The 14,642-nt window shown below is 66.8% G+C and carries 13 protein-coding genes; 4 read left to right on the plus strand and 9 right to left on the minus strand.

Annotation, left to right across the window (positions count from 1 at the left end):
• Entirely contained in the window at window positions 1-516 is a 516-nt protein-coding gene (locus ACIPXZ_RS01535; protein WP_400590363.1) for a GNAT family N-acetyltransferase, read from the plus strand.
• A gap of 22 nt (window positions 517-538) precedes the next feature.
• Here the strand turns inward: ACIPXZ_RS01535 and ACIPXZ_RS01540 are convergent, their stop codons facing one another.
• From ACIPXZ_RS01540 to ACIPXZ_RS01565, 6 genes are read right to left on the minus strand one after another with little or no spacing between them, the layout of a single operon-like run.
• Window positions 539-1,351 carry an HpcH/HpaI aldolase/citrate lyase family protein gene (locus ACIPXZ_RS01540; protein ID WP_400590364.1) on the minus strand — a complete coding sequence of 271 codons (813 nt, stop codon included), beginning with the start codon at window positions 1,349-1,351 and terminating at the stop codon, window positions 539-541.
• On the minus strand, window positions 1,336-2,121 hold the full coding sequence (gene hpaH / locus ACIPXZ_RS01545) for a 2-oxo-hept-4-ene-1,7-dioate hydratase (protein ID WP_400590365.1): 786 nt from the start codon (window positions 2,119-2,121) through the stop codon (window positions 1,336-1,338). The genes ACIPXZ_RS01540 and hpaH overlap by 16 nt, the downstream gene beginning before the upstream one ends.
• A gap of 26 nt (window positions 2,122-2,147) precedes the next feature.
• Window positions 2,148-3,311, minus strand: a complete 1,164-nt coding sequence (gene hpaD, locus ACIPXZ_RS01550) for a 3,4-dihydroxyphenylacetate 2,3-dioxygenase (RefSeq protein ID WP_400590366.1) — start codon at window positions 3,309-3,311, stop codon at window positions 2,148-2,150.
• Between the two features lie 30 nt (window positions 3,312-3,341).
• Complete coding sequence (gene hpaE / locus ACIPXZ_RS01555) at window positions 3,342-4,895, minus strand: 5-carboxymethyl-2-hydroxymuconate semialdehyde dehydrogenase (RefSeq protein ID WP_400590367.1); 1,554 nt, start codon at window positions 4,893-4,895, stop codon at window positions 3,342-3,344.
• 46 nt (window positions 4,896-4,941) lie between these two features.
• Complete coding sequence (locus tag ACIPXZ_RS01560; RefSeq protein WP_400590368.1) at window positions 4,942-5,610, minus strand: GntR family transcriptional regulator; 669 nt, start codon at window positions 5,608-5,610, stop codon at window positions 4,942-4,944.
• On the minus strand, window positions 5,607-7,130 hold the full coding sequence (locus ACIPXZ_RS01565) for a fumarylacetoacetate hydrolase family protein (RefSeq protein ID WP_400590369.1): 1,524 nt from the start codon (window positions 7,128-7,130) through the stop codon (window positions 5,607-5,609). Before ACIPXZ_RS01565 ends, ACIPXZ_RS01560 begins: the two co-directional genes overlap by 4 nt.
• Before the next feature lie 108 nt (window positions 7,131-7,238).
• Between ACIPXZ_RS01565 and ACIPXZ_RS01570 the strand changes: the two genes are divergently transcribed.
• A complete protein-coding gene (locus ACIPXZ_RS01570) occupies window positions 7,239-8,624 on the plus strand; it encodes an MFS transporter (protein WP_400590370.1) in 1,386 nt (461 codons plus the stop codon).
• A 142-nt stretch (window positions 8,625-8,766) separates the two neighbouring features.
• Here the strand turns inward: ACIPXZ_RS01570 and ACIPXZ_RS01575 are convergent, their stop codons facing one another.
• Complete coding sequence (locus ACIPXZ_RS01575) at window positions 8,767-10,419, minus strand: thiamine pyrophosphate-binding protein (protein WP_400590371.1); 1,653 nt, start codon at window positions 10,417-10,419, stop codon at window positions 8,767-8,769.
• 285 nt (window positions 10,420-10,704) lie between these two features.
• Here ACIPXZ_RS01575 and ACIPXZ_RS01580 point away from each other — a divergent pair, with 285 nt between their 5' ends.
• The gene (locus ACIPXZ_RS01580) at window positions 10,705-12,591 is read left to right on the plus strand and encodes an FAD-binding monooxygenase (protein ID WP_400590372.1); all 1,887 of its coding nucleotides are present in this window, start codon (window positions 10,705-10,707) and stop codon (window positions 12,589-12,591) included.
• Window positions 12,592-12,611: 20 nt separating this feature from the next.
• On the opposite strand, the gene ACIPXZ_RS01585 is transcribed toward ACIPXZ_RS01580, so the two are convergent.
• Both ACIPXZ_RS01585 and ACIPXZ_RS01590 read right to left on the minus strand, forming a co-directional pair.
• Window positions 12,612-13,319, minus strand: a complete 708-nt coding sequence (locus ACIPXZ_RS01585) for an IclR family transcriptional regulator (protein ID WP_400590373.1) — start codon at window positions 13,317-13,319, stop codon at window positions 12,612-12,614.
• A 30-nt stretch (window positions 13,320-13,349) separates the two neighbouring features.
• Entirely contained in the window at window positions 13,350-13,565 is a 216-nt protein-coding gene (locus ACIPXZ_RS01590; protein WP_400590374.1) for a hypothetical protein, read from the minus strand.
• 93 nt (window positions 13,566-13,658) lie between these two features.
• Here ACIPXZ_RS01590 and ACIPXZ_RS01595 point away from each other — a divergent pair, with 93 nt between their 5' ends.
• Window positions 13,659-14,642 (plus strand): DUF5937 family protein, encoded by a 984-nt coding sequence (locus tag ACIPXZ_RS01595; RefSeq protein WP_400590375.1) that lies wholly within the window; start codon window positions 13,659-13,661, stop codon window positions 14,640-14,642.

Below are 14,642 nucleotides of genomic sequence, written 5' to 3' on the forward strand. Positions count from 1 at the left end.
ATGGAACTGATCATCCCGAGCCCGGCATACTTCCGTTCGTTCTCCGAGTCCCTGAAAGAGTGGGGCGACGCCCACCAGGATGGCGCCGGCATCCGGAATCCTGAGACGCTCGTGACTGAAGAGGGTTTCACCGAGTGGGTGCATCAGCTGATCTCTGAGGAGACCGAACCCGCCGGACGAGGCTTCGTCACGTGCAGCTACCGCTGGATGGTGGACGGCGACGAGTACCTGGGCAGCATCGCCCTGCGTCACGACCTCAATGACTACCTGCTGAATTACGGCGGCCACATCGGCTACGGCGTCCGGCCTTCCGCCCGGCGTCAGGGACACGCCTCCCAGGCGCTCGCAGAAATCCTGCCCGTCGCCATCGAACAGGGCCTGGAACGCGTCCTGGTCACCTGTGTCGAATCCAACGAGGGCTCGCGCCGCACCATCGAACGCCAAGGCGGGGTCCTCGAAGACATCCGGCCCCAGGAGCACGCGGAGCCGGTCCGCCGTTATTGGATCGAACTGTAGAGGCAGTCGGAGGGACAAGCACTCAGTACGACGGCGGGACGGAGCCGCCGTCGTACTGAGCGTCCGTGATGAAATGCGCGGCCAGCGCCTCGGAGGCCCGTGCGGCCAGCGCGACATCGGCTCCCACGAGGAGGAAGCGCGCGCCGTCGGCGGCGTAGTTCTCCGCGGCCCGCGGGTCGAAGGCGTTGACGCCGACCGGTCTGCCGGCCTCGGCCACCGCTCGGAAAGCACGCCGCACAGCGGTGAGCACCTCCGGATGAGTCTGCTGCCCGAGCAGGCCCATGGACGCCGCGAGATCGCTGGGGCCCACGAACACTCCGTCGATGCCGGCCACTGCGGCGATCGCCCGGGCGTTCTTCACCCCCTCCTCGGTCTCCACCTGCACGAAGACCGAGACATGCTCTGCGGCATTCTCCAGATAGGCCGGAACACGATTCCAGCGCGCGGACCGCGCCAGAGCGCTCCCCACACCCCGGATGCCGTTCGGCGGGTACTGGGCCGCAGCGGCCACAGCGCGTGCCTGCTCCTCGGTGGAGACCATCGGCACGAGGATGGTCTGGGCCCCCAAGTCCAGGACCTGCTTGATGACCACGGGATCGGCCGAGGGAACCCGCACCACGGCTGTCACCGGGTATCCGGTCACGGCGTGCAGCTGAGCCAGCACGGACTCCAGCCCGTTCGGCGCGTGCTCCATGTCGATGAGTACCCAGTCGAGTCCCGATCCGGCCATGATCTCCGCCATCACGGGGGAACCGGAACACACCCAGCCTCCGAACAAGGGTCGTCCGGAATCCTGGAGGCGGTGACGCAGGGTCGGTGTCAGTCGAAGCGGCATGTGATGGTCCCCAATGGTCCGTAGTCGCAGAGCACGCTGTCGCCGCGGGAGATCCACACGGGCCGGGTGAAGGACCCGGCCAGGATGATCTCCCCGGCCTCCAGCCGTGCACCGTGGTGGTGGAGCTTCTTGGCAAGCCAGGCGACGCCGCTGGCGGGATGATTGAGCACACCGGCGGAGACGCCCGTCTCCTCGATGGTCTCATTGCGATACAGCAGAGCCGAGACCCAGCGCAGATCGACGGCATCGGGCCGGGTCGGGTTGCCGCCCAGCACCATGCCGCCGTAAGCGGCGTTGTCGCTGATGGTGTCCACGATCGTCCGGTCTTCCAGCTCGATGTGGGAGTTCAGCACCTCCAGAGCAGGAGTGACGTATTCGGTGGCCCGCAGCACATCCATCACTGAACAGTGCGGGCCTTCCAACGGTTCCTTCAGCACGAACGCCAGCTCCACCTCGATGCGGACGTTGGAGTACGCATCGAACGGCAGCACGGAGCCGTTCTCCCAGACGGTGTCATCGAACATCACACCGTAATCGGGTTCGGAGATGCCCGTGGCCTGCTGCATCGCTTTCGATGTCAGCCCGATCTTCCGGCCCACCAGGCGACGCCCGGCAGCGAGGTTCTTCTCCCGCCAGACGCCCTGGATGGCGTAGGAATCCTCGATCGTGGCCTCCGGATACCGTGCGGTGATACGGGGGATCACGGCGTGATTGCGCTCCGCTTCGGCGAGTTCGTCCGCCAACTGTGCGATGGTGCTTTCGTCCAGCATGGTGTTCCTCTCTCCTGCGCCGGCTGTTACAGCTGGTTCCCCAGCTTGTACTCGCCCTGCTTCCATTCGGGCATGGCCTCCTGGTCGTCAGGGCGGGTGTAGGAGAACCCGTCGGCTCCGATGGTCACGGCCATCTCGCTCGAATCAGTGCGCGCGACGACGGGCTGCGGGTTCCCGTCCAGGTCCAGGACGAGCGATGCTTCGGTGTACCAGCTGGGCACTACCGGGTTGCCCCACCAATCGCGTCGCTGATTGTCGTGCACGTCCCAGGTGACGACCGGGTTGTCGGGGTCGCCGGTGTAGTAGTCCTGCGTGTAGACCTCAACCCGGTGGCCGTCGGGATCCCGGAGGTAGAGGTAGAACGCGTTCGAGACGCCGTGCCGGCCGGGGCCGCGCTCGATCGCGTCGCTGCGGCGCAAGGCGCCCAGCTTGTCGCAGATGGCCAGGATGTTGTGCTTCTCGTGGGTGGCGAAACACACGTGGTGCATGCGCGGACCGTCGCCCCCGGTCATCGCCGTGTCGTGCACGGTGGGCTTGCGGCGCATCCAGGCGGCGTAGACCGTGCCTTCCTCATCCTGGATGTCCTCCGTGACACGGAAGCCGAGGTCCTGCATGAACTTCACCGCGCGTGGCACGTCGGGGGTCACCTGGTTGAAGTGGTCCAGGCGCACCAGCTCGCCCGGCACGTGCAGGTCGTAACGCCACGACAGCCGCTCGACGTGATCCGTCTGGTGGAAGAACTCGTAGGGGAAGCCGAGCGGGTCTTCCACGCGGACCGAGTCGCCGATGCCCTTGACGAAACCTTCCGGGCGGCGCTCCACCCGGCAGCCGAGTTCCGTGTAGAACGCGACGGCGCGGTCCAGGTCCTCCGGGGTACGCACGCGGTAGGAGAAGGCGGCGACGGCGGCCACCGGCCCCTTGCGCAGCACCAGATTGTGATGGATGAACTCTTCGGTGGAGCGGAGGTAGATGGTCTCTTCGTCCTCCTCCGTCACGTGCAGTCCCAGCACATCCACATAGAAAACCCGGGAGGCGGCCAGATCGGTCACCACCAACTCCATGTACGCGCAGCGGAGGATGTCCGGGGCGGGGGAGGTGGGAGTGGGCACGGGATTCGTGGTGTGGATCGGGGCCTCCTGGCTCACATAGAAGCCGGAGGAAGTGAGGGTGCGGTCGTCCAGATGCGTCATGTCATGCGTCCTTGCGTGAGTCGATGCGGTTCAGCGGGGGTCCGGGTCGTCGAGATCGTTCTCGTGCGGAGCCTCTTGCTTCCCGAACGTCGGATTGTGGACCTTGCCGAGCGTGATGTGCACGGCCTGCTGGTCGGTGTAGAAGTCGATCGAGCGGTAGCCGCCCTCGTGGCCGAGACCGGAAGCCTTCACTCCGCCGAAGGGGGTGCGCAGGTCGCGGACGTTGTTCGAGTTCAGCCACACCATGCCGGCGTCGATGGCCTGTGCGAAGTTGTGGGCGCGCTTCAGATCGTTGGTCCAGACGTAGGCGGCAAGACCGTACTTGGTGTTGTTCGCCAGAGCCAGAGCTTCCTCATCCGTGTCGAAGGGAGTGATGGCGACGACGGGGCCGAAGATCTCCTCCTGGAAGATCCGGGCGTCCGGCGAGACGTCGGCGAAGACCGTGGGCGCCACGAAGTTGCCGAACTCGAAGCCTTCCGGCTGGCCGCCACCGGCGAGGAGACGGCCTTCGCCCTTGCCGATCTCGATGTAGCTCATGACCTTCTCGTAGTGCTCCGGGTGCACCAGGGCGCCGACTTCGGTCGCGGGATCGTGGGGGTATCCGACCTTCACCCGCTTGGCCTGGGCCGCGTAGCGCTCCACGAACTCGTCGTAGACGTCGCGCTGGACAAGGATGCGGGAGCCGGCGGTGCAGCGTTCGCCGTTGAGGGAGAAGACACCGAAGATCGTGGCGTCGATGGCTGCGTCGAGGTCCGCGTCCGCGAAGACGATGGCGGGGCTCTTGCCGCCCAGTTCCATCGAAAGGCCCTTGAGGTACGGGGCCGCGTTGCCGAAGATGAGCTGGCCGGTGCTGCTCTCACCGGTGAAGGAGATCAACGGGACGTCGGGGTGCTTGACCAGCGCGTCGCCGGCGTCTTCGCCGAGCCCGTTGACCAGGTTGAACACGCCCTTCGGCAGCCCGGCCTCCTCGAAGATCCCGGCCCAGAGAGAGGCGGAGAGGGGCGTGAACTCGGCCGGCTTGAGCACCACGGTGTTGCCGGTGGCCAGAGCCGGCCCGAGCTTCCAGGACTCCAGCATGAACGGGGTGTTCCACGGCGTGATCAGTCCCGCGACGCCGATGGGCTTGCGGTTGACGTAGTTGATCTGCCGGCCGGGCACCTTGAACGTGTCGTCGGCCTGCGCCACGATCAGGTCTGCGAAGAAGCGGAAGTTCTCGGCCGCCCGCCGGGCCTGTCCGAGGGCCTGGGTGATGGGCAGGCCAGAGTCGAACGACTCGAGCTCCGCCAGCCGGGTGTCCCGGGACTCCACGATGTCCGCGATGCGGTGCAGTACCCGGGAACGCTCACGGGGCAGCATTCGAGGCCACGGGCCATCGGTGAAGGCACGCCGGGCGGCCTCGACGGCGCGTTCGATGTCCGCCTTCTTGCCTGCGGACGCCTTGACGTAGGCCTCATTGGAGACCGGCTCCAGCACGTCGAAGGTGTCACCGTCGAGGGAGTCCACGAACTCGCCGTCGATGTAGTGCCGGATGCGGTCGGGCAGGTCCGCGGGGACGTGCCGGCGGTCCAGGGGGGTCTGACTCATGGGTTTCTCCTCGCTGAGATGATGACGTTCCGGGGTGCTGCAGGGTTCAGGTGATGGGTTCGCCCACCGGATGGCGCTGTGCAAGAAAGGCGTTCAGGGTGGCCCAGCGGTGATTGCGGGCCGCGAGCTCGATCTCCAGGGGATCGGCCTCGGACTCGATCAGTTCCAGGATCCGCTCATGCTCCTCGACCGATTCGCGGGCGCGTTCCGGGACGAAGGAGAAGGTGGAGTCGCGGACGCCGGCCATCCTGGTCCAGCCACGGTGCACCAGGTCCAGGATGTGGGGATTCGGGCACGGCTCGAACAGGACCGAGTGGAACTCCTGGTTCATGGTGGTGAAGGCGTGCGGGTCGAAATGGTCCAGCAAGCGGCGGAGCCGCTCGTTGACCTCCCGCGCCCGTACCAGGTCCGCCGGGTCCAGGAGTGGTGCGGACAAGGAGGTCGCGACTCCCTCGACGACGCCGAGTGTCTGCATGGAGTGCACGTATTCGGTCTCGTCCACCAGGGTCACCCGTGCTCCGACGTTGCGTTCGAACTCGACGAGCCCTTCCGCCTCCAGACGCCGCACTGCTTCCCGCACGGGTACCACGCTCATGCCGAGCGCTTCGGCCAGGGAACCGAGCACCAGGCGGTAACCCGGGCCGAATTGATGGCGGGCGATCCGTTCACGGATCCACTCATACGCCTGCTGGGATTTGCTGAGCGTCTCGGTCACGGCCGGGTGCCTCCTTGCTCGGCGTCGAAGCGTGCACGCCACTCGGCGTTGAGAGGGAACAAACCGTCCACTTTCTCGCCGGCTTGCACCTTGGCGGCGATCCACGCGTCTTCCGCCTCCTGATGGAGGGCTGCGTCCACCACCTCTGCCACCAGGGCCGGCGGGATGACGATCACACCGTCGTCGTCGCCGACGATCACATCGCCCGGCTGGACGGTGGCACCCCCACAGGCGATGGTGACGTCGACGTCCCAGGGAACGTGACGACGGCCGAGCACGGAGGGGTGGGGGCCTTGGCTGAAGACGGGAAGGTCCATCGCCGCGACGGTGGCGTAGTCGCGCACGCCGCCGTCGGTGACGACGCCTGCTGCTCCGCGTGCGATGGCCCGGAGCGCGAGGATGTCGCCGAGCGTACCTGTGCCGCGTTCGCCGCGAGCCTCGATGACGATCACTTCACCGGGTTCGACGGCGTCGAACGCGCGTTTCTGGGCGTTGTACCCGCCGCCGTGGCTGCGGAACAGGTCCTCACGGTGAGGCACGAAGCGCAGGGTCTTGGCGACGCCCACCAGTTTCGTGCCGGGCGTGGCCGGATGAACACCGTCGATGAAAACATCCAGATAGCCGCGCTTGCGCAGCTGCTGGGAAAGGCCCGCGACGGGGGCTTCGAGGAGTTTTGCCCGCAGTTCCTCGCCGATCTGGAAGGGCTCCTCCTCAGGCGGAAGACCAGCCGCTTCCCGGGATCCCCATGCTTCCTCGCGTTGCGTGTCGTTCACCGTGGGAAGGGACCCGAGCGCTGGATCGAAGGTTCCGTGCCCCTCGGTCACCGGGGAGACGAGTCGTCCGGTACTGGGTGTCCCCTCCGCCGTCGGGGCGTCCACTTCGACTTCGATGACGTCGCCCGGAAGGGCCACGGATGATCCTGCCGGGGTGCCGGTCAGGATGACGTCCCCGGGCTCCAGGGTCAGGTGCTGCGAGAGGTCGGCCAGCAGTTGAGCGAAGGGGAAGATGAGCTTCTCGCTCGTGTCCTCCTGCACCAGCTCGCCGTTGCGCCAGCTGCGGACGCGCAATGCGGCGGGCTCCACGGTACGGGCGTCGATCAGTGCCGGCCCGAGAGGGGTGTAACCGTCACGGCCCTTGTTCCGGAGGTTGGAGCCTTTGTCATTGGACCGTAGATCGTAGAGTCCCCAGTCGTTCGCCGCGGTCACCCAAGCCACGTAGGACCAGGCCTCGCCACGGTCGATGTTGCGGGCCTGAGAGCCGATCACCAAGGCGATTTCGCCTTCGAAGGCCAGCAATTCGGTTCCCTCGGGGCGTTCCACAGGCGTGCCGGAGGGTGCGAAGGAGCTTGCCGGCTTCAGGAAGTAGGACGGGGCCGCGGGCACGCGGCCGCGTTGCGCGGCCCGGGAAGCATAGCTCAGATGCACGGCGATGATCTTGCCGGGGGCCTGCTGAAGCGGCGTCCAATCGTGTTCCGTCACGAGTGCTCCTTCGCATCGAGGGGATGGCGTACACCAAATCATATACGATCTGCACTTGCTGACAAGGGTCTTGCCGGGACGTATCTCAAATCGTATATTTTCTGGAACGCTCTCGTACCGCCATGAGATCTCGCCACAAAGGAGTGCCAGATGACTGAACCATCCCTGCCCGCCACTGCGCCGGGCACGCCAGGAAGCCCGGAATCACGGACGGTGGATCGCCGGCGTGTGGCGATCGCGACCGTCGTGGGAACCACCGTCGAGTGGTACGACTACTTCATCTACGCTTCGGCCGCGGGCCTGGTCTTCGGTCAGCTGTTCTTCAAACCGGCGGGCGAGGGAGTGGCGACCATCCTCTCCTTCCTGACGGTCGGGCTCAGCTTCCTCTTCCGGCCGCTCGGGGCCTTCCTTGCCGGTCACTTCGGGGACCGCTTCGGGCGTCGGGTCGTGCTGGTCGTGACCCTGATCCTGATGGGAAGCGCGACCACGTTGATCGGTATCCTGCCCACGTACGGCCAGATCGGGGTGGCGGCTCCGATCCTGCTCATCGCACTGCGCGTCCTGCAAGGGGTCTCGGCGGGCGGTGAATGGGGTGGTGCCGTGCTGATGGCGGTGGAACACGCTCCCCGGACCCGGCGAGGATTCTTCGGTGCCATGCCCCAGATCGGTGTCCCGATCGGGCTTCTGCTGGCCAGCGCCATGCTCGGCATCATGACCTGGCTCTTCCCCGGTGAAGCGTTCCTCGGCTGGGGCTGGCGCATTCCGTTCCTCTTCTCGATCGTGCTCATCCTGGTCGGGTATTGGGTGCGCCGTCGGGTGGAGGAAAGCCCGGTGTTCGCCGAGATCGCCGCGCGGAAGGAACGTTCGAGCGCGCCGATCGGGCGGCTTTTCGCGCGTTTCACGCCCCTGGTGATCCTCGCCGCGCTCGTCTTCGCCGGGAACAATGCCGCCGGGTACATGACCACCGGCGGCTACGTGCAGAACTATGCCAGCGATCCGCATGGCCCGGTCGGCCTGGACCGGGGCACGGTGCTCTGGGCGGTCACGGCATCCTCGGTGACGTGGCTGATCTCCACGTTCGTAGCGGGCTGGCTCAGCGACCGGATCGGCCGCCGGACCACCTACCTCATCGGCTGGCTGGCGCAAGCGGCCGCATTGCTGGCGCTTTTCCCGCTGGTCAACTCTGCAAACGGCGGCCTGCTCGCCCTCGGGCTGATGCTTCTGACCCTGGGGCTGGGTTTCACCTACGGTCCCCAGTCCGCCTGGTACTCGGAACTCTTCCCGGCCTCGGTGCGGTTCTCCGGCGTCTCGATCTCGTATGCGCTCGGCGCGGTGGTCGGTGGCGCTTTCGCGCCGGCGATCGCGGCCTGGCTCCAGCAGCAGACGGGCAGCTCCGTCTCCGTCACCTGGTATCTGATCGGCATGACGGCGGTCGGTCTGGTGGCGACCCTGCTGCTCCGCGATCGGCCGGGAATCGACCTCAGCCCGGCCGCCGAGGAGGAACAGACGCGCGGGCTCTACGCCTGGCAGCGCTGAGTCCGACGGCGTCGTGATCGCTTCAGTCTGCAGTTTCTCGGGCGATTCCAGATCTGGGCCCGAGAAACTGCAGACAGAAAGTGAAACTGCAGACTGAAAGTGAAACTGCGGACTGAGGGGGCCTCGGGGCGAAGGCGAATGCTCAGCTGTTCACGCGGATGACCTCGTGCTGATACGGGGCGATGACCGTGCGGGAGACCCGGAGATCCAGGAGGAGGAACGGGCGCTCGGACACGGGCCTGGCAGCCCAGGCCGCCAGATGCTCCAGTTCGGCGAGTTCCCGGACCACGACGCCCTCCGCACCGAGGGCGCGGGCCAGAGCCGCGAAGTCGACGTCGGGAATGAGCATGGGCTCCTCGGCAAGACCCTTGAGCCCGTAGAGATTCACTTCGGCGCCATAGGCGCCGTCGTTCCACACCACGCAGAGGCCGCGGCCGCCGGCGGTTCGCACCGCCGTCTCCAGGTCCGAAAGCGCCATGAGTCCTCCGCCGTCACCCGTGGTGAGCACGACCGTCGCCTCGGCGTTCGCCTGAATCGCTCCGGCCACGCTGGGAAACCCGAGCCCGATGGACTGATAGGCGGTGCCCACCATGACCATTCGCTCCGGTGACGCCACGGGCCAGAACATGTTCGCCCAGGCGATGAAGTGTCCGCCGTCGCTGACCACGATCCGGTCCTCCGGCAGGAGTTCGGCGATCCGCGCCGCCGCACTGCGAGGATCGAGCCGTCCGTCCGGAGCTGAAGCGTCACCGGGGACCTGTGCCCGGAGGGCTTCGAAGTCGAGGCTTTCGCGCCAGGCGGGCTGCGCGGGGCGGCCGATGGAGTCAAGCTCGGCGAGCAGTGCCTCCGCTACGACTCGCGCATCGCCCTGAAGGTAGTCGCCGATGCGGGGATGGGTGGCGGCCGGTGCGATGTCGACCTGGACCACACGGGTTTCCGGGGCGAAGAGTTCGCCGAAGCGCATGGTGAAGGGGTTCAGGGAGGCGCCGAACACGACGGCGACATCCGCCTGGTGGATCAGTTCCATGGCCCCCGGCGCTCCGAAGCCGCCGGTGACGCCGAGGTCGTAGCGGGAATCCGGGAACACGCCCCTGCCCAGCGCGCTGGACGACGTGACGGCGCCGGTCGCCTCGGCGAGCTCGCCCAGGGCACGGCCTGCACCGGCCAGATGCGCACCGCGCCCAGCCAGAAGCATGGGCCGTTCGGCGCCCGCCAGAGCTTCCGCGACGCGGCGGACTGCTGCTTGGGTGAACGGTGCCAGGGGCTTCGGTGGGGTCGCTGTCAGGGGAGGGGTTGCGGGGACGTCTCCGGCTTCGAGGGTCGGAACATCGTAGGGGATCGCCAGCACGACGGGAACGCGGTAGGACAGTGCGTGTTCGATCGCGATGACCGTGCTGGCCGCAGCGTCCAGGCGTCCCGCGGTATAGGTGCGGACCCCGACGGCGGAGGACAGGGCGATCTGGTCCACGTCCCAGGCGCGCGGGCCCGAGGTGGGTTCATCGCCGACGATCAGAACCAGTGGGATACGCGCCTGCGCGGCCTCTGCAAGGGCCGTGAGTGTGTTGGTGAAACCCGCGCCGTACGTGGTGGTGGCTGCGGCGATCCTGCCACTGGCCCGGTAGTGGGCATCTGCTGCGACGACTGCCCCGGCCTCGTGCCGGACGGCCGTGAACTGGGCGTCGGTGTCGCGGAGCAGCGAGTCGAGGAAGTAGGCGTTGCCGTTGCCCATCAGCCCGAAGACCTGATCGATGTGGCGGGAGAGGGCGACGGCGACGTGCTGGGAGACGGTGGACATGGCTGTGCCTTTCGAGACAGACGGATGAGGTGGGTCCGTATATGTCTCGCGCGTGCCGTTCCGCATGGCTTCGTGCCCCTTTTTCGAGCACCGGGGTGTGCGCTCGCGTGGCGGGCGTCACAGCCGGACGTGCTCAGCATAGCTCAGTCGGAGGATGGATCGTATACGTTCCCTTGTGCGGCTTCCGGGACGGGGCTATGCTCTAGATCACTCGATAACAGAACTTGAAGTTCTATTATCGAACACTATCAATGTCCATCCCACACCGACGTGAGGTGACCTTTCGTGCAGTTCCACCACCATGGCTATGTCTCCGGAGATCCACGAACCCTGCCCGCGGCAGGCGTAGGGCTGAACCGCCCGGACGAGCTTCCCGATGAAGTCGACGTCCTCATCGTCGGCACCGGCCCTGCGGGTATCACGCTGGCAGCACAGCTTTCGCAGTTCGCTCAGGTCACCACTCGCATCGTGGAACAGCGTCCCGGGCGGCTCGAGGTCGGCCAGGCCGATGGGATCCAGGCCCGGAGCGTGGAGACGTTCCAGGCTTTCGGCTTCGCCAACCGGATCATCGAGGAGGCCTACCGGATCACGGAGATGGCCTTCTGGAAGCCCGACGCGGAGCAGCCTCAGAACATCGTGCGCACCGCGGTGGCTCCGGACGATCCCGCGGGCGTCAGTGAGTTCCCGCACCTGATTGTGAACCAGGCCCGTGTCCAGGACTACTTCCTGGAGTTCATGGCCAACTCGCCCACGCGCAACCGGCCGGACTACGGCTGGGAGTTCGTCGGGCTCGACGTCGCAGAGGAGGGCGAGTATCCGGTCGCCGTGACCCTCCGGCGGACGGCGGGCGACGACGTCGGGTCTGAGCGCGTGGTGCGGGCCAAGTATGTTGTCGGCGGTGACGGTGCGCGCAGCAAGGTGCGCGAATCGATCGGCCGCAAGCTGGTGGGGGACCAGGCGTTCCATGCCTGGGGTGTGATGGATGTGCTCGCCGACACCGACTTCCCGGACATCCGGCGCAAGTGCGCCATTCAATCGCACGACGGCGGCAGCATCCTTCACATTCCCCGGGAGGGGAACCATCTTTTCCGCATGTACGTCGACCTCGGCGAGGTGTCGCACGACGACGACGGGAAGATCCGGTTGACCACCCAGGAGGAGGTCGAACGGCGCGCGAACCAGATCCTCCACCCGTACACGCTCTCGGTGCGCCACGTGGCGTGGCGAAGTGTCTATGAGGTGGGGCACCGGGTCACTGACCACTTCGACGATGTCCCCGCCGAGCAGCGCGGCACCCGTGACCCGCGGGTGTTCATCATGGGGGATGCCTGCCACACGCACAGTGCGAAGGCGGGGCAGGGCATGAACGTCTCCATTCAGGACGGCTTCAACCTCGGTTGGAAACTCGGGCATGTGCTGGAGGGCCGTGCGCCGGCGTCGTTGCTGGAGACCTACTCGGCCGAGCGGCAGGTGATCGCACAGAATCTCATCGATTTCGACCGCCAGTGGTCGACTCTCATGGCTGCGCGACCGGAGGAACTGACGGATCCTGAGGAGTTGGAGCGGTTCTACGTCCAGACCGCGGAGTTCCCCGCCGGATTCATGACCCAGTACCAGCCCTCGATGATCGTGGGGGAATCGGCGCGGCAGGACTTGGCTCCGGGCGTCCCGCTCGGCAAGCGCTTCCGTTCGCATCCGGTGCACCGAGTCTGCGACGGCAATCCGGTGCAGCTGGGGCACCATGCCCGGGCCGATGGGCGCTGGCGCATCTACGTCTTCGCGGACGCTTCGGCCTCGGCGGAGGAGTCGGCGGCGAGAGAACTGGGAGACTGGCTGGCTCAATCGCCGGATTCGCCGCTGGCGACCACGCCCCGGGACCTCGACGGCGACGCCTGGTTCGACGTGAAGGTCGTGTACCCGCATTCACACCTCGAGGTGGACCTCATGCGTGTTCCGCCGGTGTTCCTGCCGCGCACCGGCCCGTTCCAGGTGGTGGACTTCGAGAAGGTCTACGCCGTGGACCCGGGAGACGACATCTTCGACGCCTATGGCATCGGAGCGGACGGGGCGGTCATCGTGGTCCGTCCTGACCAGTACGTGGCGAACATCCTGCCCCTGGATGCGCGCGATGAGCTGGCGGCGTTCTTCGCGGGGGCCACGCTCCGGGCGTGATCCGGGGCCCGGAGCGTCCGTCAGGCTCCGAAGGCCCGTGCGATGCGGTCCCCGGCTTCCTGAAGCAGCGCGGCGATGTGATCTTCACGTTCTGGGAGGGAGACGTGGATCGCCGCTATCGCGGCCGGAGGCTGCCCCGGAAGCGTGAGCGGTACGGCGACGGACCACAGGGATGGGACCACCTCGTCATGGCTGAGGGCGTAACCGCGGGACCTGCTCTCCGCGAGCTCCTCGCGCAGGCCGGCCGGAAGCTCGGCCGGCCAGAGGCGCTCCGGAAGGGCGAGCAGGATCGCCTTGCCCGGCCCGCCGCGCGTGATCGGGTGCCGGTGTCCCGGCCGATAGGAGACGACGGCCACCCGCTGTCGCGGCGACGCGCTGATGAGAGTCACGGCCTCCTCCTGATCGAGCTGGATGGCGAGTAGACAGGTCATGCCGAGCTGGTTTGCGGCGGTGTCGAGTTCCGGAAGTGCCGCCTGTTGCAGATCCCGCGAGACGCCCGCGGCCAAGGCTGCCAGTCCGGCTCCGAGATGGACCTTCCCGGACTCCTCGCGCACGGTCAACCCGTGGTCTTCCAGAGTGCGCAGCAGCCGGTAGACCACGGACCGGTGGACGTCCAAGGACGCCGCCAGATCCGCGATGGTCGGAGGGCGTTCTGCGGCTGCGATGATCTCCAGCACGCGGATTCCGCGGCTGAGGGTCTGGGATCCGCTGGGATTCTTCTCGCTCACGGGTTCGATAATAGAACACCGCGCTCGATATCAGCGGATGGCCGAATACGCCTGCGCCTTGGCGAGATCCAGCTCGCGCCGCAACTCCTCCGCCTCCTGCCGTGCCTTGTGACGGAGGATGGCGAGTTCGCGCACGGCGTCGTCGTCGGAGAGAAATGCAGGGGCGAGTGGCTGAGCAGAAGCCGGGAACATCCGGCTGAGAAGTGAACGATGGGCGGGGGCTGCGGGAGTGAATGGAGTGAACATGTTCTCAAGTCTGCGAATGGTCGCGGGACCTGTCCTCGATTCGGATCTGGCCGAATCCTCGCCGTGCTGATAGGACGCGGATAGTCTCAGGGCATGTTGTTGACGCTCACCCCTGCGGACCTGACGCGCATCAGGTTCTGCGTCTCTCCCTGGTGGGAGGTGGTCACCTCGGTGCTCACCCTCGCCAAGGGGACTCCGATGCACCGCAGCTGGATCCAGCAGTCCCGCCCGCTTCTGTCCGCGGACCCTGACGTCGCCCGGAAGTGGGACGTGCTGCGGGCCTTCATCGTTGCGAACGGGCACATCCTTGATGCATTGACCCCGACCCCGTCCGGGGATGAGAGTTTTGACGAGAGCCGGCACCGGGTCCTCGAACAGGAGCCGGAGGTCCTGTTGCATGACCTCGACGTCCTCCGCGCCGTTGCGGACCGCCCGGCCTCAGCAGAGATTCTCAAGGCCTTCGCCGACCGTCCCCAGTCCGTGGTGGATGAGTTGTGCGCGGCTTTGGACTGGGTGTGGACGACGGCGGTGCGACCCCATTGGGAGCGTATCCAAGCGCTCCAAGTCGCGGACATCGACTACCGGTCACGGTTGCTGGCGCGCGGCGGGCTGGACGAGGTCCTCCGTACTCTGCACCCTCAGGTGCTCCGGGTCGACCAGGGCCTCGAATTCCTTGGAAAGACCTGCGACGTGACCACGGGCGTCGCAGGCCCGGGGCTCACGCTGATCCCGTGCGTCTTCGCCTGGCCCGGAACCCTGGTGCTCAATGCGCGCCCCTACACTCCGACCGTCTCCTATGCACCGCGTGGCGTCGGCTCCCTGTGGGAGCGATCCGGACCGTCCTGCACGCCGTCAGCGCTCGCCGACCTCATGGGCGGGACCCGGGCCGCCGTCCTCCAGCAGATGGATATTCCCATGACCACGAAACACCTTTCGCAGCACCTGGGAATTTCGGCGGCCACCGTGAGCGAGCATCTGAAAGTGCTGTCCGCCGCACGGCTTCTGGACGCGTCCCGGCGTGGGCGCGAGGTCTACTACCGCAGAACGGAGCTTGCCGACGGGCTGCTCACCAGCTGA

Source organism: Arthrobacter sp. NPDC090010 (assembly GCF_044748305.1).
GTDB lineage: Bacteria > Actinomycetota > Actinomycetes > Actinomycetales > Micrococcaceae > Arthrobacter_E.